The sequence below is a fragment of the Nitrospira calida genome (genome assembly GCF_976986435.1).
Map to the genome: position 1 here is coordinate 406,925 of NZ_OZ335950.1, position 24,279 is coordinate 431,203.

Sequence of the window (24,279 nt, forward strand, 5' to 3'; positions counted from 1 at the left end):
CCGCTCCGCGAAGCCGCTCACGAAAACGAGGATATTACTTGACGGTGACCTTCACAGTCGCCGAGGCAGGTAACATCTTGTGATCCTTGTTGGCCGCGACCACTCTGATTTCGTGTTGGCCGGGAGGCACGTTGGTGAAGGTGCCCTTGAAGCCTTTTTGGTACTGCCCGTCCAAATACACGTGGGCGTGATGGGCTTGCGAGCCGGCGTGCAGCTCGTACTTAAGCTCGAAGGTTGAGTCCACGGTCTCGCCGTCCTTGGGCGCCGTGATTTGAATATGCGAGCCATCATCGGGGAGCGAATCTGACGCATGCAGCCCGTCTGCGATCAACAGCCCGACACCCATCAGAAAACCGATAAACACCCGCACTCCCGACATAGACGCCTCCTTTGCAAATGATGGGCAGGTGATTGGCGAAAGAATTGTAGCGGCATGGCGGGCATTCGGCAAGCGGGGGATCGAAAAGGGGTCGGGAGTCTTTCTTGAATCGTATCTTCGTCCCGAGAAGAGCGGTCAGTGCAATGGGAGACCCAAGGCCTCCGTTTACTTTCGCCGCTACTGTGCTCCGCCGCGAGCCTTGCATCGAGGAACAAGATTGCTCGCTCGCTTTTGGGGTGTTGACCGGTCAAAGACTCCCGACCCCTTTTTCATCCGCAAGCGTCACGGCGATGGAGGGGCCCCGAGGCCTGCATCCAACGCTTCTTGGAGCTTCTTCACCTCGGCCAAAATGCGCATAAACCGTCTGCCCAAGGGCGTGAGCCGATATTCGACGACAACCGGCGGCTTCTCCCCATGAACTCGGCGGTCGAGCAGACCAAAACGCGTGAGCTTGCGCAGGCGCTCGTTCATCACCTTGGTCGAAAGGCCAGGACAGGCCTTGAGCAACCGGCTCGGTCGAGCCAGGCCGTCGGATAAGAGCCACAAGAGCCGAACGGTCCACTTGCAGCCGATCACATCTTCGACCATGGCGGCCACGCTCGGGCGTGCCTCCGCAGATGACGGAGACCCCGCCGGGTCAGATCGAGCCCACGGTACTTTTCGGTGCCCTCCGTACCGATTGGTGCGATCTTGTGGCGAAGGGGGGATGTTGTGCACGCTGGCGGGCATCGGTGACCAATCCCCTTTATGAAAGGAGTGAAGCCATGAACCAAACACCGCCCATTTCCGGATATACCTACGGCACCGCCGCGGTGCCGCGCTCGCCGGTGAGTTTGACCGATTTCGAGCTGATGAAACAGAGTGTGCTGTTCACCGACGATGATGTGAAAGCCCTGCGCCAATCCTACGATATCGTCAAGGATCAAGTCGAGGCCATCCTCGATGTCTGGTACGGCTTTGTGGGCCAGCATCCGCACTTGCTAGCGGCCTTCACAGGACGGAACGATGGCAAGCCGCTCAACGAGTACCTGGCGGCTGTGCGCAAGCGGTTCGGCCAATGGATTTTGGATACGGCACGAGCCGAATATGACCAGAAGTGGCTTGACTACCAGTACGAAATCGGGCTCCGGCACCATCGGATTAAGAAGAACAAAACTGACAACGTGCCAGCCACTGATCATGTGCCGTTTCGCTACCTCGTAGCGCTCGTCTATCCTGTCACCTTCACCCTCAAGCCGTTTCTCGCCAAGAAGGATCACTCCCCTGACGAGGTTGAGAAGATGTACCAGGCGTGGGTGAAGTCGTGCTTGCTCCAGACGATCTTGTGGAGCCATCCGTACGTGAAGGCCGGCGACTTCTGACATGGAGGGCTGGGGCTGCGGGCTGGGCACCTCCCACCCGCAGCCGTTCCGGGAGTTGTGGGTTCACGGCCTCGCCTCGGTCTGTGTGCATGTCGCGCGCACGCGCGGCTGAAGAGGCTCCACCAGTGCGAGTGACGGGAGGTGTCGGTATGCCCCTGCGGCAGGCCAGCGGGCTCGTGAGCATGTCGGGGCCGGCGCCCGAATGGCGCGCCAGTCGGTGGTTCAATACGGAGAAGCCGCTGGCGCTCGCCGACTTCCGTGGTCGCGTGGTGGTGCTCCACGCTTTTCAGATGCGGTGTCCGGGCTGTGTCCTGCACGGTCTGCCCCAAGCCCAACGCGTGGCCGAGGCGTTCGAGCGCGAACCCCTGGCGGGTCGTGGGCTTGCACACGGTATTTGAATACCACGCCGTGATGGGACCAGACGCGCTGGCGGCGTTCCTTCACGAGCATCGGATCACGTTTCCCCTCGGGGTGGGCGAGCCAAGTGCGGACGGCTCTCCGCTGCGTATGACCATGCGCGCCTATCGGATGCGGGGCGCACTGACGACCATTCTGGATGGATGGACGGGGCCAGCTCCGTAGCCAAGTCTTCGGCACCCACACCGATCTTGCGCTGGGGGCGGCGATTGGGTTGCTGGTCAGCGAACTCAAGGCCGCCTGAAGAGTCGAGAAAGCTTGAGTCATTGCTCAAGCTCAGTAGAAAAAGACTCCCGACCCCTTTTTTCCTCCCGATTATTGTGGACATGGAGTCTTAATCCCTTTTTCTTCAGGTCGGAATCCCATCTAAAGAAAGGGAGGAGAAGGGGCTCGGACACCTGTCTTAATCCCTTTTTCTTCAGGTCGGAATCCCATCGGCGCCCGAGACCGAGGAGCTTCTAGAAAAAGTCCGTCTTAATCCCTTTTTCTTCAGGTCGGAATCCCATCCGAAGCCCGCCGCGAAGTAAGCAGAACTGGGAGGCGTCTTAATCCCTTTTTCTTCAGGTCGGAATCCCATCCTTCAACGGGGAGGGGAAACCCTCCCTGTTTGGGTCTTAATCCCTTTTTCTTCAGGTCGGAATCCCATCAATCCTCGGCTGGCAAAAAGAGGAAACCACTGGACTGTCTTAATCCCTTTTTCTTCAGGTCGGAATCCCATCCCGGGAGAAGGAAGAAAAAGACCTCGGGTATCTCGTCTTAATCCCTTTTTCTTCAGGTCGGAATCCCATCATGGTTGTGTATTATGCAACGAACCCGGACAAACTGTCTTAATCCCTTTTTCTTCAGGTCGGAATCCCATCGATGCTGCTGCATGTGCAGCAGCAAGCTGTCACCGTCTTAATCCCTTTTTCTTCAGGTCGGAATCCCATCGGTTTTTCAATCACGTCATCCGCGGCACCCATACGTCTTAATCCCTTTTTCTTCAGGTCGGAATCCCATCCGGGGAGGACATTCAGCTAGGCAAGGGATGGTATGTCTTAATCCCTTTTTCTTCAGGTCGGAATCCCATCAGGTGCCCGCCACAAAGCTGGTGAGGGGCTCTGAGGTCTTAATCCCTTTTTCTTCAGGTCGGAATCCCATCTACCACTCCCGCGGCGAAGCCCGCCGCCGCCGCGAAGTCTTAATCCCTTTTTCTTCAGGTCGGAATCCCATCAGGGCGAAGCGCTGTGTGGACTGTGATACGGTCCACAGTCTTAATCCCTTTTTCTTCAGGTCGGAATCCCATCCCGCCATAATCGCCTACCATTTATGGCGGCGGAGCGTCTTAATCCCTTTTTCTTCAGGTCGGAATCCCATCGACATTGGGCAGGCGTTGGAAACGCCGGCCGGACGGGTCTTAATCCCTTTTTCTTCAGGTCGGAATCCCATCGGCGCAGTCCATGCGCCTTAGGACCCGGTGGGACGGGGTCTTAATCCCTTTTTCTTCAGGTCGGAATCCCATCCCCGCGCGGCCGTGCGACTGGGCGGCCGTGCCCTCGGTGAGGGGGCGCACCGTCTCTATTCCACCACGGAGCACGGATATGCCGTCCAGCTGCCCGGCTGGCGGTACCCGCTTGTGTTGCGTGCGGACGGGACGCTTGCCATGGATCATTATGGCGGACAATGGGGCAATCCGGCTGACCTCGACCGACTCACCCGCGCGTATGCGATCGAGGCCGCGCGCGAGGCGGCAGCAGCGCAGGGCTGGATGCAGGAGGAGCGGGCGGACGGCTCGCTCCTCATCTATCATCCCTCCGGCGGTACCCTCACCGTGCTGCCCGACGGCACGGTAGACGCCGCGGGCTTCCTCGGCGCCGGCTGCCACGACGCGGCCGCCGCCATCGAGGCGGCGCTCGGCCGCCCGCTCGAGCGTACGTATAAACGTCTTAATCCCTTTTTCTTCAGGTCGGAATCCCATCCAGCCCTGGATGCAGCAACAGGGCTAACTCTCGGTCTTAATCCCTTTTTCTTCAGGTCGGAATCCCATCTCGCCATCGAGACAGTTGAGGAAGAGCGTTTTCGTCTTAATCCCTTTTTCTTCAGGTCGGAATCCCATCGTCCCCGGCTGGCTCAAGGGGGAGACAACCGGGTGTCTTAATCCCTTTTTCTTCAGGTCGGAATCCCATCCGCGGGTTCCTGGGGCGCCTGTATGACGAACAGGGGTCTTAATCCCTTTTTCTTCAGGTCGGAATCCCATCAACCGGGTTCGTCGTGTATTACGCGACGGACAAGGGTCTTAATCCCTTTTTCTTCAGGTCGGAATCCCATCCTGCCCTCTCTATGAGGGGGAGGATCGCTGCCGGTGTCTTAATCCCTTTTTCTTCAGGTCGGAATCCCATCCCAACCCGCACACTATGAATCAAAAATAAATAGTCTTAATCCCTTTTTCTTCAGGTCGGAATCCCATCAGTGAGTGGCAAATTATCGATGTTGATGACCTCCCGTCTTAATCCCTTTTTCTTCAGGTCGGAATCCCATCTGGACGGAAGGGCGACTCTATGAGCGTTGCCCTGTCTTAATCCCTTTTTCTTCAGGTCGGAATCCCATCTCCTATGAAGAAGCACTCCCCGATGGGAGTGAGTCTTAATCCCTTTTTCTTCAGGTCGGAATCCCATCGGACGGTCAGTCTTTTTGGGTCTTCGCCGCGGCCGCGGCGTCTTAATCCCTTTTTCTTCAGGTCGGAATCCCATCCTGCCTGCAGGTGAGAGAGATTGATCCCGCCTCGCCGTCTTAATCCCTTTTTCTTCAGGTCGGAATCCCATCCTGCCTGCAGGTGAGAGAGATTGATCCCGCCTCGCCGTCTTAATCCCTTTTTCTTCAGGTCGGAATCCCATCTCTCCATTTCTTGTCTAGAACAGCGTGTGTCCCTAGTCTTAATCCCTTTTTCTTCAGGTCGGAATCCCATCGAGGCGCCGCATCCAGGAAGTCCTGGAGCATATGTCTTAATCCCTTTTTCTTCAGGTCGGAATCCCATCCACAACAGTCATCATGAAGAATGAATGCAATAAGTCTTAATCCCTTTTTCTTCAGGTCGGAATCCCATCCCCGGCTGGCGCAAGGAGGAGTCGACCGGATCCGGTCTTAATCCCTTTTTCTTCAGGTCGGAATCCCATCTCCTCATGGACACCATCATCGATCTCATCCGGTCGTCTTAATCCCTTTTTCTTCAGGTCGGAATCCCATCCTTATAAGGTAGAGGGTGAATACACCCTCTACCGGTCTTAATCCCTTTTTCTTCAGGTCGGAATCCCATCACAACCTCACAACGGTCATCATGATGAAGAATGAAGTCTTAATCCCTTTTTCTTCAGGTCGGAATCCCATCAAGAAGAAACATCGGGATTTGTCGTGTATTACAGTCTTAATCCCTTTTTCTTCAGGTCGGAATCCCATCCATAGTGCCCGCCACAAAGCTGGTTAAAGGCTCATGTCTTAATCCCTTTTTCTTCAGGTCGGAATCCCATCAAAACTGCGGAGACGGATAGAGGACACTATCCTGTCTTAATCCCTTTTTCTTCAGGTCGGAATCCCATCGCCGTGCGCGCCTACATGATATGCCCATGACAAAGTCTTAATCCCTTTTTCTTCAGGTCGGAATCCCATCCCGGGAGAAGGAAGAAAAAGACCTCGGGTATCTCGTCTTAATCCCTTTTTCTTCAGGTCGGAATCCCATCAAGAAGAAACATCGGGATTTGTCGTGTATTACAGTCTTAATCCCTTTTTCTTCAGGTCGGAATCCCATCATCCAAGAGACCCTGAAACACATTAGTACAGGTGGGTCTTAATCCCTTTTTCTTCAGGTCGGAATCCCATCTTTCCAGAGGATGCCCTTGTCCTCTGGAAACCGTAGTCTTAATCCCTTTTTCTTCAGGTCGGAATCCCATCTACCACTCCCGCGGCGAAGCCCGCCGCCGCCGCGAAGTCTTAATCCCTTTTTCTTCAGGTCGGAATCCCATCAGGAGGCAACCATGGAAAAGAATAATGAATACCTCCTGTGTCTTAATCCCTTTTTCTTCAGGTCGGAATCCCATCCATGGCGGCGGAGCGAGGTGGCGCTCCGCCGTGCGGTCTTAATCCCTTTTTCTTCAGGTCGGAATCCCATCCCCGCGCGGCCGTGCGACTGGGCGGCCGTGCCCTCGGTGAGGGGGCGCACCGTCTCTATTCCACCACGGAGCACGGATATGCCGTCCAGCTGCCCGGCTGGCGGTACCCGCTTGTGTTGCGTGCGGACGGGACGCTTGCCATGGATCATTATGGCGGACAATGGGGCAATCCGGCTGACCTCGACCGACTCACCCGCGCGTATGCGATCGAGGCCGCGCGCGAGGCGGCAGCAGCGCAGGGCTGGATGCAGGAGGAGCGGGCGGACGGCTCGCTCCTCATCTATCATCCCTCCGGCGGTACCCTCACCGTGCTGCCCGACGGCACGGTAGACGCCGCGGGCTTCCTCGGCGCCGGCTGCCACGACGCGGCCGCCGCCATCGAGGCGGCGCTCGGCCGCCCGCTCGAGCGTACGTATAAACGTCTTAATCCCTTTTTCTTCAGGTCGGAATCCCATCCAGCCCTGGATGCAGCAACAGGGCTAACTCTCGGTCTTAATCCCTTTTTCTTCAGGTCGGAATCCCATCTCGCCATCGAGACAGTTGAGGAAGAGCGTTTTCGTCTTAATCCCTTTTTCTTCAGGTCGGAATCCCATCGTCCCCGGCTGGCTCAAGGGGGAGACAACCGGGTGTCTTAATCCCTTTTTCTTCAGGTCGGAATCCCATCCGCGGGTTCCTGGGGCGCCTGTATGACGAACAGGGGTCTTAATCCCTTTTTCTTCAGGTCGGAATCCCATCAACCGGGTTCGTCGTGTATTACGCGACGGACAAGGGTCTTAATCCCTTTTTCTTCAGGTCGGAATCCCATCCTGCCCTCTCTATGAGGGGGAGGATCGCTGCCGGTGTCTTAATCCCTTTTTCTTCAGGTCGGAATCCCATCCCAACCCGCACACTATGAATCAAAAATAAATAGTCTTAATCCCTTTTTCTTCAGGTCGGAATCCCATCAGTGAGTGGCAAATTATCGATGTTGATGACCTCCCGTCTTAATCCCTTTTTCTTCAGGTCGGAATCCCATCTGGACGGAAGGGCGACTCTATGAGCGTTGCCCTGTCTTAATCCCTTTTTCTTCAGGTCGGAATCCCATCTCCTATGAAGAAGCACTCCCCGATGGGAGTGAGTCTTAATCCCTTTTTCTTCAGGTCGGAATCCCATCGGACGGTCAGTCTTTTTGGGTCTTCGCCGCGGCCGCGGCGTCTTAATCCCTTTTTCTTCAGGTCGGAATCCCATCCTGCCTGCAGGTGAGAGAGATTGATCCCGCCTCGCCGTCTTAATCCCTTTTTCTTCAGGTCGGAATCCCATCCTGCCTGCAGGTGAGAGAGATTGATCCCGCCTCGCCGTCTTAATCCCTTTTTCTTCAGGTCGGAATCCCATCTCTCCATTTCTTGTCTAGAACAGCGTGTGTCCCTAGTCTTAATCCCTTTTTCTTCAGGTCGGAATCCCATCGAGGCGCCGCATCCAGGAAGTCCTGGAGCATATGTCTTAATCCCTTTTTCTTCAGGTCGGAATCCCATCCACAACAGTCATCATGAAGAATGAATGCAATAAGTCTTAATCCCTTTTTCTTCAGGTCGGAATCCCATCCCCGGCTGGCGCAAGGAGGAGTCGACCGGATCCGGTCTTAATCCCTTTTTCTTCAGGTCGGAATCCCATCTCCTCATGGACACCATCATCGATCTCATCCGGTCGTCTTAATCCCTTTTTCTTCAGGTCGGAATCCCATCCTTATAAGGTAGAGGGTGAATACACCCTCTACCGGTCTTAATCCCTTTTTCTTCAGGTCGGAATCCCATCACAACCTCACAACGGTCATCATGATGAAGAATGAAGTCTTAATCCCTTTTTCTTCAGGTCGGAATCCCATCAAGAAGAAACATCGGGATTTGTCGTGTATTACAGTCTTAATCCCTTTTTCTTCAGGTCGGAATCCCATCATCCAAGAGACCCTGAAACACATTAGTACAGGTGGGTCTTAATCCCTTTTTCTTCAGGTCGGAATCCCATCTTTCCAGAGGATGCCCTTGTCCTCTGGAAACCGTAGTCTTAATCCCTTTTTCTTCAGGTCGGAATCCCATCTACCACTCCCGCGGCGAAGCCCGCCGCCGCCGCGAAGTCTTAATCCCTTTTTCTTCAGGTCGGAATCCCATCAGGAGGCAACCATGGAAAAGAATAATGAATACCTCCTGTGTCTTAATCCCTTTTTCTTCAGGTCGGAATCCCATCCATGGCGGCGGAGCGAGGTGGCGCTCCGCCGTGCGGTCTTAATCCCTTTTTCTTCAGGTCGGAATCCCATCCCCGCGCGGCCGTGCGACTGGGCGGCCGTGCCCTCGGTGAGGGGGCGCACCGTCTCTATTCCACCACGGAGCACGGATATGCCGTCCAGCTGCCCGGCTGGCGGTACCCGCTTGTGTTGCGTGCGGACGGGACGCTTGCCATGGATCATTATGGCGGACAATGGGGCAATCCGGCTGACCTCGACCGACTCACCCGCGCGTATGCGATCGAGGCCGCGCGCGAGGCGGCAGCAGCGCAGGGCTGGATGCAGGAGGAGCGGGCGGACGGCTCGCTCCTCATCTATCATCCCTCCGGCGGTACCCTCACCGTGCTGCCCGACGGCACGGTAGACGCCGCGGGCTTCCTCGGCGCCGGCTGCCACGACGCGGCCGCCGCCATCGAGGCGGCGCTCGGCCGCCCGCTCGAGCGTACGTATAAACGTCTTAATCCCTTTTTCTTCAGGTCGGAATCCCATCATTTTTTGAATTGTTGAGTAAGTATAGATTCTGTCTTAATCCCTTTTTCTTCAGGTCGGAATCCCATCTGATCCTCGGCGGCTTCTGTTGCATGCCCAGGGAGGTCTTAATCCCTTTTTCTTCAGGTCGGAATCCCATCGCGTGGGCGAGTCTGGAGCGAGTCGACCGCGGCAGTCTTAATCCCTTTTTCTTCAGGTCGGAATCCCATCAGGAGGACATGATAAAGATCGATGACTTGATCTAACAGTCTTAATCCCTTTTTCTTCAGGTCGGAATCCCATCCCGCCGTGCGCGCCTACATGAGATACAGCCGACAAGTCTTAATCCCTTTTTCTTCAGGTCGGAATCCCATCGTTGCGTGATGCGCTGCCCCCCATCAAGAGGCGGGGGGTCTTAATCCCTTTTTCTTCAGGTCGGAATCCCATCAACACAATCGCCCGGCACCTATGGCGGCGGAGCGAAATGTCTTAATCCCTTTTTCTTCAGGTCGGAATCCCATCGTCTATGAAGGGCTCACTCGTGGGTCAGAGCGAGTCTTAATCCCTTTTTCTTCAGGTCGGAATCCCATCCATGAAAGCGATCATACGTTATCGCGACGCCGGCTAGTCTTAATCCCTTTTTCTTCAGGTCGGAATCCCATCTTACGTCGCGTCGGGGAACCCTCTCCCCGTCGATAAAAGTCTTAATCCCTTTTTCTTCAGGTCGGAATCCCATCTGGAAGAAGCTTCGAAGGAGAACGGAAGACACTAGTCTTAATCCCTTTTTCTTCAGGTCGGAATCCCATCATAGAGCTCATAAAGGAGGACGCCATCAAGATTGATGGTCTTAATCCCTTTTTCTTCAGGTCGGAATCCCATCAACACAATCGCCCGGCACCTATGGCGGCGGAGCGAAATGTCTTAATCCCTTTTTCTTCAGGTCGGAATCCCATCAAGAAGAAACAACCGGGTCTGTCGTGTATTATGTCTTAATCCCTTTTTCTTCAGGTCGGAATCCCATCCGCACGGGGCTCACGTGGGTAGCCGGGTGTATCCAGTCTTAATCCCTTTTTCTTCAGGTCGGAATCCCATCGAAGATCCATACTGAGGTTGCTAATGCGAGAAGTCTTAATCCCTTTTTCTTCAGGTCGGAATCCCATCCACGTGGAAAACGAGAAGAGGGTAAAGAATCGTCTTAATCCCTTTTTCTTCAGGTCGGAATCCCATCTACATAGTAGAGCGGGATGGGAAGAATGGTACGTCTTAATCCCTTTTTCTTCAGGTCGGAATCCCATCACACGCCCAGGGAGAGGTTATTATCACCTCCCCAGTCTTAATCCCTTTTTCTTCAGGTCGGAATCCCATCTTGGAGCGCTCCTCACATGGATGCAGGAGCATCGCGCGTCTTAATCCCTTTTTCTTCAGGTCGGAATCCCATCTCGACTGGGTTCGTCGTGTATTACACGACGGACCAAACGTCTTAATCCCTTTTTCTTCAGGTCGGAATCCCATCAGAGATGATAAAAGAAGATGCGGTAAGGATTGAGTCTTAATCCCTTTTTCTTCAGGTCGGAATCCCATCAACGAATCCGGACAGATTATCCCGGTACTCCCCGTCTTAATCCCTTTTTCTTCAGGTCGGAATCCCATCGGCATATTTCACCGCCGAGGTGTTGCCGGCTAAAGGTCTTAATCCCTTTTTCTTCAGGTCGGAATCCCATCTTTTTGTTGTCAAAAAAAAGGAGGGAACATGATGTCTTAATCCCTTTTTCTTCAGGTCGGAATCCCATCTGAAAACAATCTTGCGTTACCGAGACGCCGGTTATGTCTTAATCCCTTTTTCTTCAGGTCGGAATCCCATCGTCTCGGTGGCCTCAAAGCATATTTCGCCGCCGAGGTGTCTTAATCCCTTTTTCTTCAGGTCGGAATCCCATCCGGTCCATTGTGCCTGTCTCGAGGCAGGCGAGGACGTCTTAATCCCTTTTTCTTCAGGTCGGAATCCCATCTTATAGAAGTGTTGAAAGGTGAGGAGGTGTATGGGTCTTAATCCCTTTTTCTTCAGGTCGGAATCCCATCCGTCGTGTATTACACGACGGACCCGAATCGAGTCTTAATCCCTTTTTCTTCAGGTCGGAATCCCATCATCCCATCAATGAAACCAACTCCGCTAATGGTGCTGTCTTAATCCCTTTTTCTTCAGGTCGGAATCCCATCCGGTATCGAGACGCCGGTTATCCGGCGCTCGCTCTCGTCTTAATCCCTTTTTCTTCAGGTCGGAATCCCATCCCGGGCTGGCGCAAAGAAGAAACAACTGGGTTCGTGTCTTAATCCCTTTTTCTTCAGGTCGGAATCCCATCCGATCGCCGTGAGTTAGCTCGCGGCGATCTGGTAAGTCTTAATCCCTTTTTCTTCAGGTCGGAATCCCATCCAGCGAACGAGTAGAAATCGCGGCGGTGCATCTGTCTTAATCCCTTTTTCTTCAGGTCGGAATCCCATCGGGCAGGAGCTGGATGAATCGTCCATTGAATCAGCGTCTTAATCCCTTTTTCTTCAGGTCGGAATCCCATCGATGAAATAGTCCCACCTATTCTCTTCGCCCCGTTGTCTTAATCCCTTTTTCTTCAGGTCGGAATCCCATCAAAGGCCGTCTTTACGGTTATAGAGAGGGGCGACTTGTCTTAATCCCTTTTTCTTCAGGTCGGAATCCCATCAAAGGGCGGAGGACGCTATGATGACAGAGTTTCTCGTCTTAATCCCTTTTTCTTCAGGTCGGAATCCCATCATGTTGGAAAATTTTCGATAGAGAGAATGGGCCAGGAGTCTTAATCCCTTTTTCTTCAGGTCGGAATCCCATCATTGATACCGCTCAGGAAATCGCAGGGTTGCAAGTCTTAATCCCTTTTTCTTCAGGTCGGAATCCCATCCTAATCCATTCCGACCCTGATTTGCCGGGGAAAAATGTCTTAATCCCTTTTTCTTCAGGTCGGAATCCCATCATCCGAACACGACGGTTAGTTCCGTCGTCACCAGTCTTAATCCCTTTTTCTTCAGGTCGGAATCCCATCTTCAAACGCATGGTGAAATTTACGCCGAAATCGTTGTCTTAATCCCTTTTTCTTCAGGTCGGAATCCCATCAAAGCGCGCCAAAACGGTATCGGGGCGGATTAATGGGTCTTAATCCCTTTTTCTTCAGGTCGGAATCCCATCTCGGCGGATTCGTCGAAGTGTTGGACGATGCAATCGTCTTAATCCCTTTTTCTTCAGGTCGGAATCCCATCCGCGGAACAGGCCGGGCTCAATGTGTATGTGGTCTTAATCCCTTTTTCTTCAGGTCGGAATCCCATCACGTCGTGTGCGATGGAATGAGGCTTGATGCCAGTCTTAATCCCTTTTTCTTCAGGTCGGAATCCCATCACAATTACCGTCCAGGATGGAGCCACCACGATTTGTCTTAATCCCTTTTTCTTCAGGTCGGAATCCCATCTTTCCAGACAGTGCAAGCTGACAAGACGCTGGGAAGTCTTAATCCCTTTTTCTTCAGGTCGGAATCCCATCCAAAGGCTGCGTCTATTGGCGTGACGCAAATTTCGTCTTAATCCCTTTTTCTTCAGGTCGGAATCCCATCAAAGGTCACAGCGGAAATAGGAGAATCATATGGTCTTAATCCCTTTTTCTTCAGGTCGGAATCCCATCCCATGTACACCTACGACATAGATCGCACTGAGAGTCTTAATCCCTTTTTCTTCAGGTCGGAATCCCATCAGCCCCCCACCAAAAACCTGCGCAATCTCCGCCGCTTCCACGGTCCGGCGCGCAACATTTTGCTCCGCTCCGCTGGAACATGTTTTGCTCACCCCCCTTTCCGTTCAGGATTGTCCCTGTTTCCACAGATCTAGCCATCCTCTCAAGGTGCTCAGATGCTTGGGTCTGATCACCTGAAATCCCGCTTGCTTCGCCCGATCGCACAAGATCGGCGACGGGCCCTGTGCCGCCAGCACCCAGGTGTCCCCCAGCAGCCCACGCGTGTCCTCGCCAAGACTCTTGACCTTGTATGCGAGGTCGTTGTCGTTCTCATGGCCCGTAAACCGCAAGGTCTTGCACTCGATAAACAGCATCCGGTTTCGGTGGCAGGCCAAGACGTCGAATTCGTTCCGGGCCGATTCCGTGCCCTCCCACACCCCCTTCACGCCCATCCGGACATCGAAGAGCTCAGCCTCTTGCGCGACCGCGAGTGCATATTCCTCCAGCCATCCTCCGCCGAGGAATCGGGTTGACTCCAGATCGCTGAATCGAACAGTGCGGTCCCCCTCGACCTTGAGCAGCCCCGCTTGCGCGAACTGCGCGAAGAGCGCGCGCCACGCACCGTTCAATGCCTTGCTCAGCCGTTGCACCGGATGCACCAGGTGGCGGCCCTGTTCGTCCATTGCCCCGTGGGCCAGGGCGTTGAGCATGCCAATGAGCCCGCTCTGGCGTCCCGCCTCCTGAGCGAGCTTGGCGGCAAGCTCGCGTCGCGCCTGGATTCGCGCCACTTGGCCCGCGTCATCACTCACACTGCCGTAATAGCGGAATCCCTGCACAGCCAGATAGTGCGGCACATCCAGCACGTCCCGCATCTGCTCCGGCTGTGGGGCGGTCGTGTGTCGGTCGGCGATCACCTCAATCTGCCCGTGGGCCGTGTCGGTATAGATGATCCGGTCGGCCCGTTCGCGAAACACCTCGACGAAACCGAGCGTCATCAGCTTGTTCCCGCCCGTGGCGTTAAAGACCCACTCGTCGCCGGGCGATCGGCCCGTCAATTCCTCGGCCAGCTTGGCGGCATACGTTCGGATGTCCGCCAGCCCGGCATCCGGGGCTTGGCCATAAATCACGGCGGTAAGGCCGTGTTGCTCGAGCACCCGCCGCAGGCGCTCCGCCTTGGCCGCCATGGGCCGCGAGGCCACCAGCACGACCCGATCCGGCCGATGCATGAGGCACGGAATCACCGTCGGCAGCAACTGGTCCGAGACAATGGCGACGTGCACGAGCATGGTCGTGCTACGAGGGAGGTGGCGGTAGCGACAATCCCTCGGCCTTCGCGGCTCGATTGAGCTCGTCGTCGAATCCGAGGAAGGTGATTCCCTCCGGGACATGCGCCCGAATCTGAAGCGCTGCAGCCAGATGCACGGCATCATAGGCGCGCAGCCGATGTCTCTCGGCCAACCGACCGGCATGCCGGATCATCTGTTCGCTCATGTTCAATACAAGATACCGGCACCAATCTTGTTCAAAATCCGTCAGCATTGCTCGATGTCGCCGCCGAATCACTCGACCATTGCGAACAGCTCGGGCAAAGGCGGCTTTGGCTTCCACATAGCCGATGGCGGCAACCCCGACCACTTCGGAGGCATCAATCCACTGTCGCACCCATGACGAGCCGGATTCCTCCACGTAGAGCTTCACCAGTGCGCTGGTGTCACAGTAGAGGATCATCGGCGATCTGCGACGACCAGATCCGAAACCGACCGGCCCGGTAGCCTGAGCGGGCGTTTTGCGCCGCGGGGCTTGCCGCCGTTCCAGGTTGCCAAGCCCTCGCGCACGAGAGCACCGACCCCCGCCGGCACGCGCCGATAGTCGGCCGGCACGACTCGGGCAATCACCTGCCCTCGGTCCGCAACCTCCAATTCTGTCCCTGCCTTTACCTTCTTGAGGTACCAACTAAGGTGGTCTCGCAATTCCCGCACACCCACTTGTGCCATCGTTCCCTCGCTTGTGGCGTCATTGTGGCCACTTTGTGGCTACCAGTCAATCACTGGGGTGCCGGTACGCAGTCGGGCCTTGGCTGATCAATTGCTCGTAGATTGCCTTGGCTTTTTTCGCGGCCCCGCCGGTGGTCTGCTCCCACCGGCCCTTCTCCTTCCACCGCGCCACGACGTCGGCCAGGGCCTGGGCGCGTACAGCCGGGTCCTCGATGGCCTGCACGGCCTCGCTTAATTTGCCGAGGCCCCCTCCACCACAGCCTTCACGGTGCGCAGGTTCCCCTCGATCACGACCAACACCGTGAGGTTGGGCAAGCTCCCTTTCTTCTCCAACCGCTTGGCCTGCTCAGGTGACAGGGTCTCCAGGACGGCCTGAGCCTGGGGCCCTCGCGCTTCGGCCTTGCCGGCAGAACCGGTTACGGTGATCACCCCACCCCCGCCTTTGTTGTAGGTGAGCGTGACGTTGGCCCATTGCTCCTCCTTGGCCTGAATTGATGGAGCGGCTGGTTTGGGCTTTGTTTCAACGGCGGGAGTGGTCCCTTTCTGGGCTGACATCGGCGTTGATGGGGCCGGTTCAGCTTGCATCGCCCCATAGCCGACCGCCGTCTTGGCGCCAAAGCCGAGCCACTGGAAGGCATGTTGGAAGGCGGCGTGGAGGAGCGTCTTCCAGTGGGTCTCGCCTTGAGCGAGCAGGTCGGGAGCATGCGGGTCCCTGTGTTGCGTCAAGTGGCGCAGGTGTTTTTCGTCACAAACGACATAAAAGATGAAGCGCGAGCCCGGCGGCACGGTGAGAAAGCTGATCGGGTTGGGCTGGCCGGAGTCGTGCGGGGTCGTACTGCCTGCCTGGGCCTTTTGCTGATAGTAGTGGCTTTGGTGCGGGGTCATGATTTCGACCATGAGGCTGTCGCCCGGGATCTGCGGGATCACGTCCCAAAAGGATAGCGTCCCGCGCACATGGTCGGACTCCCCGGATGGTGTTTCGCGCCCAAACAAGACATCGAACATGGAGAGGTCGAGCCAGCGCGGATCTTTTTTGGAGCCGACATTGATGCGATAGTGCCGGCTTTCACTCCAACCGTGTGTCTCTCTCCACTCACCCGACGCCAGCTCGCGCGCCGCTTGTCGCAGCACGCCTTTGACCCCGCTGCCCGGGAGATAGGGCAACCCATAGGGATTGAGAAAGGCAAAGCCGTTTTCGAGGGGATGTTCGTTGCCGAGGCCAGTGGTAAAGGGAGCGATGGCCCAGGCCTCGAGGCGGAGCAGCGAATCATGGGTGATCCGGTCCTCGGCCGTCATCTGACGAGCAAGCAGTGATTCCATAACCGGCATCCATGGTTTCAAGCCTAAATCCGCCTTCGGTTTTCTTGCTCTCGGTCGTTCCTCGTCATACTGCGGCGTTTTGCACGCCGCGATTGTGCAGGCAAACTGATCGTTTGGGACGTCCTCCCATACTGGACCGGATTTCTCTACCTTTTGTTGCTTCGTCCTCTTGTCAATCCGTGGTACGCGGTCTTTCATTCCCCAAGTGATCTGGTTCGTTTCTCCGTTCTCGCCCCATGCAGGGAAGTACAGCAGGAAGCGATGCCCCGGTGGCGAAGACAAATAAAACTCCGGATCGTTTTCTTGGATGTACCTGGGCACCGCGGCGATCGGCATGGCGTGCTCCTTACCAATGTGCTACAGTGGCCAATATAAGAATCGTGAGGTGCTTCATGGCCACAGATCTGACCATTCCACTGGATGACGAACTCGACGCCGAACTGAACCGGCTGGCGCAACTGACCCAGCGCAGTAAGAGTGATCTGGTACGCGAGATGGTACGCCGTGGCGCCGAGTTGGAAGCGTTGCGCCTGGCCCGCCGGCGCTTGACGCCCTTTGCCGAGCGGGCGGGCTATCTGACTGACGAAGACTTCTGGCGCGCGTTTTCGTGAGGGTGTTCCTCGACACCAACGTGCTGCTCAGCGGCCTGTTTGGGAGCGGGTTGTGCGCTCGTCTGCTCGACACGTTGGTGCTGACGGGCCACACTCTGGTTATTGGCGAACCTGTCTTGGCCGAGTTCACACGGATCGCCCGCGAAAAGTTCCAGGTTCCTGAGGAGGATCTGACCCCGGCACTGGACTGGTTGCGCCGGCATGAGGTGGCTGACACCCATTCCTCCCTTCCCCTCTCGGACGTACCGGATCCCGACGACCGCCCCGTCATCGCCTGTGCCTTGGCCGCGGAGGTCACCCTGTTCATCACCGGCGACCAAGCGCTCTTGGAGCTCGGCTCGCTCCATGGCCTCCGGTTTGTGAGCCCGCGCACGGTGTATGACCGCTTGCACTCCATCGAGTAACCAGCCCTTCCTTACTTGCCCGTCTTGTCCGGGGAGCGAGCCGAAGCCATCTGGCGCAGCCACTTGAGCCAGGCGAAGGCTTCGGCGGTGATGGTTTGGAAATCACGTGGAGACGCGTTCATGAGATCTTGCATGAAGACGTCGAACCCGGGGTCGCGATCCACACCGTTAAACCGCTTGTTGAGCCAGGCGCGTAGTTGCTGGGCGACCACTTCGTAGGCATCCCCTTTTTCGTGGCAGAACGCCAGCACCTGCATCAGCCCGCTGTTCATGATCAAAGCCGGCAGGCTCTTGGCTACGTTGGCATGGTCTTTCTTGTAGTCTTTTGTGCACCGCCAGGCATCCTGGGCGCGCTGTTGCTCCAACGTGAGCCGGGTCGGCTGGTTCGTCTTAGTGACGGTTGCCATGTTACTTGCCCTCCACGATACGGGTCACCACGAGCCCTCGGCCCGTCGTGGCATCCCCGCCGATCTGTAGCAGTTTGCCGTTGATCACGGTGGTCATCTTCAACATCACGTTTGCTGCATCCATGAAGTCCGCGTCGCCTTTCGTGCTCCCGTTGCGCACCTGGCTCGCGAGGATGGGGGCAATCAGAATTGACTCGGGTGGCAGGTTCTCTGTGTAAAACAACCCGCCCTCCTTGGCCGTCCCGGTCTCTTCTTTGATGCAAACATGCGGTTCGACGAGGGTCGCGTGCTGGGCGAAATAGGCAAAGTCGGTGTCGGACAGGACCACGAGGTCGGTCTTCAGCTTATCGGCAAAAAATTTGTAGCCGTTGCCGTCGGGGATGGCCTTTTCCGCCAAGTCACGGGCGATAGTCTTCAGGGCCTGGCTGTCTTTCTCCTTCGCCAGGTACTCGAAGGCCTCCAGGTGCAAGACATCGGCAGGCTGCCCGTTGATCTTCCGCTGGGAGAGCAGTGAGGAGTTGGCTACCACACACTCGCCTTCGTTGACTGGTGGGAAGTCCAGCCATGTCACCGAAAGGCCGGTCGCCTCCATGAGGCGTCGGGTGCGGGCTAGGGCCTGCGGGCAGGTGGCATAGACGTACCCACCTTTGAGGCTCCGCACCGGAAAGGCGACCAGCTGCGCATCACCGAAGCTCACGGCACCGGCGTGGAGGTTGTCGCTGCCGGATTCAGGGCCAAAGAGGACCTCGATGAGATGGCCGTCGCCCCCTATCGCCTCGAACCCATGCCGCACCGCGCCCTTGATACCGCTGCCGGCAAAGCAGGGATGTCCCGTGTGACGTTCACGCTGGATGGGGTTATCAATCACGCCGATGGCTTGACCTGCCCCCATGTGCACCGGACTCACAGCATAGAGAAAGAGAATGGCTCGTTGCTCAAACATCGTCCGCTCTCCTTGACTTGACCAGGTTTATGACCTATTCTCTGACCATGTCCAAGTTCGTCAATCTCCATGAGGCCAAGGCCCATCTCTCCGAACTGCTCGATCGGGTCGAGGCGGGCGAAACCGTCGTGATCTGCCGCCGCAACAAGCCGGTGGCCGAGCTGAAGCCGGTTCCTCCTTCAAGGTTGGCCGAACCGCGCCCCATCGGATTGGCCAAGGGGACCATCTCGATTCCTCCCAGTTTCTTTGAGCCGCTGCCAGAGGAAATCCTCGCCTCATTCGAAGGGCAGGAGGCGTGAACCTCCTGCTGGATACCTGTACGTTTCTCTGGTTGATCACGGGTGACTCGGCACTGTCCGCCGTGGCCCGAGAGGCCATTCAACATCCGGCCCATGTGGTCTACGTCAGCGCGGCGTCGCTGTGGGAGGTGCTGATCAAGCACCGATTGGGACGATTGGAGCTTCATGTGGCGGTGTCTCTGGAACAGCACACCTGGTGGTGCAGCGTGAGCGTCATGGGCTCGATTCGCTGCCGATCACCGAGGAGGCAGTGACCCAACTTCCCAAGCTGCCACCAATCCATCGCGATCCCTTCGACCGGATCTTGATTTGCCAAGCCATCGCTCATGGGCTGGTGGTCTGTACGCCGGACCGGGCGATTCAGCAATATCCCGTCCGGACGGTGTGGTAACGGTCTCATGGCCAGAGTCCCCAGGTGAAGCGGTTGAAGCCTTCGGCGCGCTGGGCGGCATCCTCTGGTGGATCGCTCCAGAGTCCCCGCGCAACAAGGTTCCGAAGCTGCGCGGGGGTGGCTTCGAGTTCATCCAGCCAATAGACCGATCCTGTCGGGGCCACTCGCTTTGCCGGCTTGGGTTGCCACTTGGCGAGGTCCCAGCCCGAGACGACCTCACAACGTGGCACGGCGGCACAGACGAGCCGGGCCAGGACCCCATGGAGTGCGAAGCGGATCTCGCCGGTGTCGTTTTGCGTGGCACCAGTCGGAAGCCACCCGCCGGGAAAGATGCCGGGGCTGGTGAGAATCAAGCGGCACCGGCGCGCCTTCACGATCGGTTCGGTCAGGTCCGGCTCGCTCGGCACTGAGTCGAGCAGGCTGGCGCGCGCGGCTCGCCCGTCACCGCCGAAGCGCAGCATCAGTTCATTGGGAATTGTCGCTCCCTCAACCTCGGCGAGAAACCCCACGTCATGGTCGCGGCCGTTCGCATGGTGCTGCTTGCGCATCGCCACGGCCTGCACCGTGAAGAGCTTGCCCTCGGCCGCGCTTCGTTTTGCCGGATCCAGTCCTACACCGACACGAGTGTCGAGCGCCCAGAGGTCGCTGCTCCGAACCAGGTGGCTGTTCATATCGAGATCATTTCCCTTGAGATAGGCCACCCACCCCTCATGTGTGAGCCAGTAGCCACCCTCCGGTTTCGATCGTTCCCGTTCGGGCAGTACGGCATGCAGCTTGGTCACAGCCGAGGACTGGATGCCGGCCGGCAGCTCCCTAGGTTGAACCCGCACACATTCGAGCACGCCTCCATCCTTGCGCCGAATAACCAGATCGGCTGGTGGTGCGCAGAGAGAGTCCACCCGCCCATCGGCGAACCGGCGCGCGAGCCGAAAATTCACCACCCGAAATGACCCTGGCTGCTGCGGGGTGCCCAGTTCGGGGTCCTGCACCTGCCCGCTCGCAAAGGCCCGAAGGTCCACTCCCTTATGCGCGAGCAGCGCCGAGCGAATGGCCCCTGCTGCGACGGAGGGCCAGGGCGGCACCAACGATTCGCCGAAACTGCCTGGATCGCCGAAAAGCTTGTTGCCTCGCAGGATCAGCACGTCCAGCGGTTCAATGAACAGTGTCTGTCGTGTGGCCGTTGCAACCATGGTCCTGTCCTGTTACACCCGGGCTTCTCGTGCGAGAAACTCCGCCACGCCCATGAAGCGTGAAAGCCAGTCGAGTCGATCGTGCTCCTGGCAGCCCAGCTCGGCGATCCGCTGGCACAGGGTCGAGCCGTTGTGCGTGTGCCATGCAGTCTCGCCGGCCGTCTGCCGCTTGAATTGATAGGCCAGCAAATTCTCCAGCATGTCGGCCGAGGCGTCGGGTGGAAGGTCTTTCAGCCATGTCAGGCTGTTGTACACCGCGCGACGCGACACGGCCGGCTCAGCCAGGAAATTCCGCAAGGCCAGTAGCACATCCATCGGCTCGCCCCACTTGGCGGTGAATGTGAGGATCCCGCCCGAGCGTTTGATCACTGTAATCGAGAAGGCATCGCGGCCCCCCTCTTTCTTCGCCCGCTGCTCCGCTGTCCGCAACTCGCGCAGCACCATCGCCAGCGGCGCCTGATGATGGGCGATCACCGCGCCACAGGAGGCCGTGGCTTTCGTGCCCATGACCTGATAGAGCCGACTTCGCAACTGGACGAATCCCCGTTTGAGGTCTAACCCGGTCTTGAGGCTCGGCATCGGCTGTCCGTCTTGGACACCTCCCGAATAAGAGAGTCGCAACAGGGCCATGGTAGTGAGGATGTCTCGGACACAGACCATGGCCATGACATCGTCGCCGCCCGCGTAGAGCACCTTGCCGAGACACTCTTCTTCAACCACGTGCCGTACCAGATCAAGGGCGAAGCCGTTCAAGGCGGAGGAGATGGCCATGTGGCGGGCCGGCGAGGTCGGTCGAGCAGCTGCCAGGTATTGCTGCAGGTCTTGCTGGTCGTAACCCCGTAGACCTGCGGCCACTTTTGAGTGAAACACCTGTCCGTAGGTCAGAGCCGGTTCGCCCGAGAGCCACGCGCCGAGGCGATCACCGTCCATGAGCAACAGGCCATAATAACGTTCGGTTGGATAGCCAATGGCTGTCTCGATCCGTGCAACCACTTTGGCGATCGAAGCGTCTTCCTGTTCATCCTCGGCCCGCGCTCGCTCCTGTTCAATGAGAGCGGGGAGGCGTGTGGCGACATCCCACCACTCACGCTCGCGCAACTCCTTCCGCATAAGTCGTCTTGGAAGGGCGGGCCGTTTCAGTCCTTGGGTTTGGTCCCTCAGCCAGTCGAACGCCTCACGGGCCTTCTCGCGCTCTGTGGAATCATTCAGACAACGGAAGGCAGGCCCTTCTTCTATCAACCGTTCGAGCGAGGGGGCCAGGGCCATCACATGAGTTGAGACGACGTAGCGGCTCAGATCGGGTTTCTCGGCAAGCCCGTTACACCATCGGCTACCTTTGACGATCTCCGTGAATCGCTCCGGCCACAGGCGCTTGATGAGGCCAAAGGCCGACAGGTGCTCTCCTTTCTTGGCCCACGATGGCTTGGCGCTCGCCACCTTTGCCCACAACGTGTCGGTGCGCCGACGCGGGGACCCTCCGGTCAATTGACGTTCATCGAACGTGAGCCATTCGTATTCGCCCGTCAGCGAATCACGATACCCGCGTTGCATGAGTTGGGAGAAGGGGCGCGCGCTTTTGGCGGAGGCCAAGGCGCGTTCGCCCAGTTCGTGAATGACTGGATACAGGATGCCGTCGTTCGGCTCCCAAAACCGCCATCCTTGCTGGGGTTGGATCGGCTTTGTGAGGACCTTCCAGGCTGTACTGTCAAAGAATGTTGGTCGCTCACCAACTGGGCAAAACGTTTGGAGATGCGATTCGGCTTGTGCGGCCTCTGACCATGGCGCGATGGACCAATGGACCTCGGGAAAGTCACGGAGCTGCTCTTCGAGCTGCCGATAGCAGTGTTGGCCCTGCGGCTGCTCGCCAATCTCTTCTAGCAGGCGGTCGAGCATGGCACGGGCTTCGTCCTGCACCCATCGGTGCAGGTGCTCCCGGATGTGGTTTGCCAACCTCGCTGCTTCCCCTTCTGGAACAAGGGCCACAAACTTGTTGGGAAGGGCGGCGACGAAAAGCGGGTTATAGTCCGTATTCGTGTCGTTCCAATCTGCGTTCCCAAAGAGCTCGGCCCGAACGCCCTCGTCAATCAGCCAGAGATCCACCACCGGGACCCCGCGAAGCTGGGGAAACAGAATGGCGTCAGGACCGTAGGCGGTTGCGACCTCCTTCATGGCCTGCCAGGCGAGCGTGGAAAGGAAATGCGAGCTGGCCCACAGGTCAGAGGTCGAACGGGCTGCGGCAATAAAGTCTTGGACCGGTCCGATCGAGAGGGTGAGCAGGGCCGGCCGACCGCCGCTGGCCATTGCGCCGGCCAGAGCGGAGGTCAAATCCAGATGTTGCCAGATGGTGTGGTCCGGTGTGCGGGTATCGGCTGGAAGCAGATTCCACAGGGGGCCGATGCCTTGAAGTTCTTTCCCCAATTCTGGGCCGAATCGCCAAAAGGCCAGAGCAGTCAGCCGATAATCGGGAGAGTCGTCTGGCTTGGTGTGGACCAATCGCTCAAAGAAATCGCTGCTCACAGCCTTGATGTGTTCAGCCAGGATCTGCTGGCCGATGTTCCGGACCTCGAAGCGTTCGCCCGAGAGTGGATGCACCAGTTCGCCCTGGTCGGCAAACCGCACCTGCGCCCACTCAACAAACCGCTCGTTGGTATCCTTGGGGAACTGTGCCCGGTCGGCCGCCGCCGCCCAGTGGTCCGCTTGCTCGACGATCCGTTCCATCGCCTCGGCCAGTTTCAGTTTCTCTACAGTCGAGCCATCTCGGCGTTGGACAAGGTGGGTGGGGAACCCGAGCGCCTTGCCGACTTCCACGATACTGCCCCCCTCATGACCGGCGGGGTCACGCAGCAGCACGAGGGCCTTTTCCGCTGGATCGTGCAGGCGGGCGGCGAGCTTAGTCTGCCAGATCTCGGAATGGTTCACCGATGGACCCCTGCGTTGATTCTTTTTACAACTGAGGACTGATCGACTGCGCTCAAGACCGTGTTCCAAGCCGTTTGTAGATCATCCGGGGACATTGTGCGGCCACTGTCGGCTGGCAACCGGTGTGGCATCGCGAACACGCGGAGGCCAAGCTTGCCGTTTCCACGAGAGAAGATTTTCCACCGTAGCGGACTTGGCATACGACCATCTCCGGCAAAGCCGAGGGCTATGCGAAGGTCTTTCCCCTTACAGGATCTGAGCTCAGTCCGAACACGTTTTCGTTCCTCAGCAATTTTCTGCATGGCCTTCTCCCAGGTCTCGTAACCAGTGGTGCTCTCCCACATACAGAGGCCTTTCTGATCCTGAGCAAGCGACATGGCCCAATCAGAGTTAAGACACTCCTGAAGCGATCTGGCAAAACGCGAGAGGTCTTCGCCTTCGAGGGACGTGAGCCCTTGAAATTCGAGACTTCCCCATCCACCCCGGGAGCGAGTACCTACCTGGCCGAATGTGTGGATCAATCGGACGGTTAGCTCGATCCAGCCCCCGTGAGATTCTGGAAGCACCAGGTGCAACCTCCGCTTTCCTTCAGGGATACTGGGCTTTATCGCAGTCCTGTCGGGCAGTCCGCCACCACGCTTCACCAGGCCGAACCAGGCATAACTGGTCTGAAGGCCCGTCGGCAACGGGGCAACACCCTTTTGCGTGCCCCGAGCCCACCCTTCCGAAGGAGAACCATCTACGTTCTCCAGCCGCAGCCGCACGAGACTCTTGCAGTGATCGGCAACCTCGCGATCGTTCACGCGATGAGAGAGCCACGCATTGCCGAACAAGAGCCCCTCTTCGCGCCTCATTTCCTCTATATTCACATTGAAGTTGTGGTCGGCCGCGTACACCACCCGCCACCACTGCCGCAACAGCGCCTTGAACGGCGGGGTCCGCCACCGGCCATTCTGCTCGGCGTCGCCCAGAAAGGCCGGGGTGAGGAATTGGACGGTGTAGGTGAGTGTCGTCATATTGGAGTCCCTTGGGCGC

20 protein-coding genes, 3 pseudogenes and 4 CRISPR repeat arrays are annotated in these 24,279 nt (G+C 57.4%); of the genes and pseudogenes, 11 read left to right on the top strand and 12 right to left on the bottom strand.

From position 1 onward, the window contains the following. Positions 1-34: 34 nt before the first annotated feature. Both ACWHTU_RS02155 and ACWHTU_RS02160 read right to left on the bottom strand, forming a co-directional pair. Positions 35-379 (bottom strand): hypothetical protein, encoded by a 345-nt coding sequence (locus ACWHTU_RS02155; RefSeq protein ID WP_447861278.1) that lies wholly within the window; start codon positions 377-379, stop codon positions 35-37. 282 nt (positions 380-661) lie between these two features. Then, a complete protein-coding gene (locus tag ACWHTU_RS02160) occupies positions 662-967 on the bottom strand; it encodes a winged helix-turn-helix transcriptional regulator (RefSeq protein WP_447863297.1) in 306 nt (101 codons plus the stop codon). A 176-nt stretch (positions 968-1,143) separates the two neighbouring features. Here ACWHTU_RS02160 and ACWHTU_RS02165 point away from each other — a divergent pair, with 176 nt between their 5' ends. The 6 genes and pseudogenes from ACWHTU_RS02165 to ACWHTU_RS02190 all read left to right on the top strand — a co-directional run. Then, on the top strand, positions 1,144-1,740 hold the full coding sequence (locus ACWHTU_RS02165) for a protoglobin domain-containing protein (RefSeq protein WP_447861279.1): 597 nt from the start codon (positions 1,144-1,146) through the stop codon (positions 1,738-1,740). Between the two features lie 149 nt (positions 1,741-1,889). Beyond that, positions 1,890-2,138 carry a hypothetical protein gene (locus tag ACWHTU_RS02170; RefSeq protein WP_447861280.1) on the top strand — a complete coding sequence of 83 codons (249 nt, stop codon included), beginning with the start codon at positions 1,890-1,892 and terminating at the stop codon, positions 2,136-2,138. Continuing rightward, positions 2,122-2,322 carry a hypothetical protein gene (locus tag ACWHTU_RS02175; RefSeq protein ID WP_447861281.1) on the top strand — a complete coding sequence of 67 codons (201 nt, stop codon included), beginning with the start codon at positions 2,122-2,124 and terminating at the stop codon, positions 2,320-2,322. Before ACWHTU_RS02170 ends, ACWHTU_RS02175 begins: the two co-directional genes overlap by 17 nt. Positions 2,323-2,488: 166 nt before the next feature. After that, positions 2,489-3,660: a CRISPR direct-repeat array (repeat unit 36 nt; unit sequence GTCTTAATCCCTTTTTCTTCAGGTCGGAATCCCATC). A gap of 244 nt (positions 3,661-3,904) precedes the next feature. Further along, positions 3,905-4,066, top strand: a pseudogene (locus ACWHTU_RS02180) (DUF2997 domain-containing protein); the annotation flags it as partial. 13 nt (positions 4,067-4,079) lie between these two features. After that, positions 4,080-6,300: direct repeats of the CRISPR family, unit length 36 nt; unit sequence GTCTTAATCCCTTTTTCTTCAGGTCGGAATCCCATC. Between the two features lie 244 nt (positions 6,301-6,544). Beyond that, a pseudogene (locus tag ACWHTU_RS02185) lies at positions 6,545-6,706 on the top strand (DUF2997 domain-containing protein); the annotation flags it as partial. A 13-nt stretch (positions 6,707-6,719) separates the two neighbouring features. Next, positions 6,720-8,591: direct repeats of the CRISPR family, unit length 36 nt; unit sequence GTCTTAATCCCTTTTTCTTCAGGTCGGAATCCCATC. A 244-nt stretch (positions 8,592-8,835) separates the two neighbouring features. Beyond that, positions 8,836-8,997: pseudogene (locus tag ACWHTU_RS02190) on the top strand (DUF2997 domain-containing protein); the annotation flags it as partial. A gap of 13 nt (positions 8,998-9,010) precedes the next feature. Continuing rightward, positions 9,011-12,787: a CRISPR direct-repeat array (repeat unit 36 nt; unit sequence GTCTTAATCCCTTTTTCTTCAGGTCGGAATCCCATC). 104 nt (positions 12,788-12,891) lie between these two features. Here the strand turns inward: ACWHTU_RS02190 and ACWHTU_RS02195 are convergent. Genes ACWHTU_RS02195 through cmr6 form a run of 5 tightly spaced genes read right to left on the bottom strand, consistent with a single transcriptional unit; the run spans position 12,892 to position 16,416 of the window. Beyond that, positions 12,892-14,052 carry a Card1-like endonuclease domain-containing protein gene (locus ACWHTU_RS02195; protein WP_447861282.1) on the bottom strand — a complete coding sequence of 387 codons (1,161 nt, stop codon included), beginning with the start codon at positions 14,050-14,052 and terminating at the stop codon, positions 12,892-12,894. A gap of 7 nt (positions 14,053-14,059) precedes the next feature. Next, complete coding sequence (locus ACWHTU_RS02200) at positions 14,060-14,494, bottom strand: type II toxin-antitoxin system VapC family toxin (RefSeq protein WP_447861283.1); 435 nt, start codon at positions 14,492-14,494, stop codon at positions 14,060-14,062. After that, the gene (locus tag ACWHTU_RS02205; RefSeq protein WP_447861284.1) at positions 14,491-14,760 is read right to left on the bottom strand and encodes a type II toxin-antitoxin system Phd/YefM family antitoxin; all 270 of its coding nucleotides are present in this window, start codon (positions 14,758-14,760) and stop codon (positions 14,491-14,493) included. The genes ACWHTU_RS02200 and ACWHTU_RS02205 overlap by 4 nt, the downstream gene beginning before the upstream one ends. A gap of 46 nt (positions 14,761-14,806) precedes the next feature. Further along, the gene (locus ACWHTU_RS02210) at positions 14,807-14,983 is read right to left on the bottom strand and encodes a hypothetical protein (protein WP_447861285.1); all 177 of its coding nucleotides are present in this window, start codon (positions 14,981-14,983) and stop codon (positions 14,807-14,809) included. Between the two features lie 8 nt (positions 14,984-14,991). Beyond that, positions 14,992-16,416: a type III-B CRISPR module RAMP protein Cmr6 gene (gene cmr6 / locus ACWHTU_RS02215; RefSeq protein WP_447861286.1), complete on the bottom strand. Its 1,425-nt coding sequence runs from the start codon at positions 16,414-16,416 to the stop codon at positions 14,992-14,994. A gap of 56 nt (positions 16,417-16,472) precedes the next feature. Between cmr6 and ACWHTU_RS02220 the strand changes: the two genes are divergently transcribed. Next, positions 16,473-16,691, top strand: coding sequence for a ribbon-helix-helix protein, CopG family (locus ACWHTU_RS02220; protein ID WP_447861287.1), 219 nt, complete (start codon positions 16,473-16,475; stop codon positions 16,689-16,691). Further along, complete coding sequence (locus ACWHTU_RS02225) at positions 16,688-17,095, top strand: putative toxin-antitoxin system toxin component, PIN family (protein WP_447861288.1); 408 nt, start codon at positions 16,688-16,690, stop codon at positions 17,093-17,095. The genes ACWHTU_RS02220 and ACWHTU_RS02225 overlap by 4 nt, the downstream gene beginning before the upstream one ends. 11 nt (positions 17,096-17,106) lie before the next feature. Here ACWHTU_RS02225 and cmr5 read toward each other — a convergent pair whose 3' ends face one another. Both cmr5 and cmr4 read right to left on the bottom strand, forming a co-directional pair. Continuing rightward, positions 17,107-17,502: a type III-B CRISPR module-associated protein Cmr5 gene (gene cmr5 / locus ACWHTU_RS02230; protein WP_447861289.1), complete on the bottom strand. Its 396-nt coding sequence runs from the start codon at positions 17,500-17,502 to the stop codon at positions 17,107-17,109. A gap of 1 nt (position 17,503) precedes the next feature. Then, the gene (gene cmr4 / locus ACWHTU_RS02235; protein WP_447861291.1) at positions 17,504-18,445 is read right to left on the bottom strand and encodes a type III-B CRISPR module RAMP protein Cmr4; all 942 of its coding nucleotides are present in this window, start codon (positions 18,443-18,445) and stop codon (positions 17,504-17,506) included. A 29-nt stretch (positions 18,446-18,474) separates the two neighbouring features. Between cmr4 and ACWHTU_RS02240 the strand changes: the two genes are divergently transcribed. From ACWHTU_RS02240 to ACWHTU_RS02250, 3 genes are read left to right on the top strand one after another with little or no spacing between them, the layout of a single operon-like run. Then, positions 18,475-18,744: a type II toxin-antitoxin system Phd/YefM family antitoxin gene (locus tag ACWHTU_RS02240; protein WP_447861292.1), complete on the top strand. Its 270-nt coding sequence runs from the start codon at positions 18,475-18,477 to the stop codon at positions 18,742-18,744. Then, positions 18,741-18,998, top strand: a complete 258-nt coding sequence (locus ACWHTU_RS02245; RefSeq protein ID WP_447861294.1) for a type II toxin-antitoxin system VapC family toxin — start codon at positions 18,741-18,743, stop codon at positions 18,996-18,998. The genes ACWHTU_RS02240 and ACWHTU_RS02245 overlap by 4 nt, the downstream gene beginning before the upstream one ends. Continuing rightward, the gene (locus ACWHTU_RS02250; RefSeq protein WP_447861296.1) at positions 18,995-19,135 is read left to right on the top strand and encodes a hypothetical protein; all 141 of its coding nucleotides are present in this window, start codon (positions 18,995-18,997) and stop codon (positions 19,133-19,135) included. The genes ACWHTU_RS02245 and ACWHTU_RS02250 overlap by 4 nt, the downstream gene beginning before the upstream one ends. 5 nt (positions 19,136-19,140) lie before the next feature. On the opposite strand, the gene ACWHTU_RS02255 is transcribed toward ACWHTU_RS02250, so the two are convergent. From ACWHTU_RS02255 to ACWHTU_RS02265, 3 genes are read right to left on the bottom strand one after another with little or no spacing between them, the layout of a single operon-like run. Next, positions 19,141-20,325, bottom strand: coding sequence for a type III-B CRISPR module-associated Cmr3 family protein (locus tag ACWHTU_RS02255; RefSeq protein WP_447861298.1), 1,185 nt, complete (start codon positions 20,323-20,325; stop codon positions 19,141-19,143). A 12-nt stretch (positions 20,326-20,337) separates the two neighbouring features. Further along, positions 20,338-23,244: a type III-B CRISPR-associated protein Cas10/Cmr2 gene (cas10, locus tag ACWHTU_RS02260; protein ID WP_447861300.1), complete on the bottom strand. Its 2,907-nt coding sequence runs from the start codon at positions 23,242-23,244 to the stop codon at positions 20,338-20,340. Next, entirely contained in the window at positions 23,241-24,260 is a 1,020-nt protein-coding gene (locus ACWHTU_RS02265) for an RAMP superfamily CRISPR-associated protein (RefSeq protein WP_447861302.1), read from the bottom strand. Before ACWHTU_RS02265 ends, cas10 begins: the two co-directional genes overlap by 4 nt. Between the last annotated feature and the right edge of the window lie 19 nt (positions 24,261-24,279).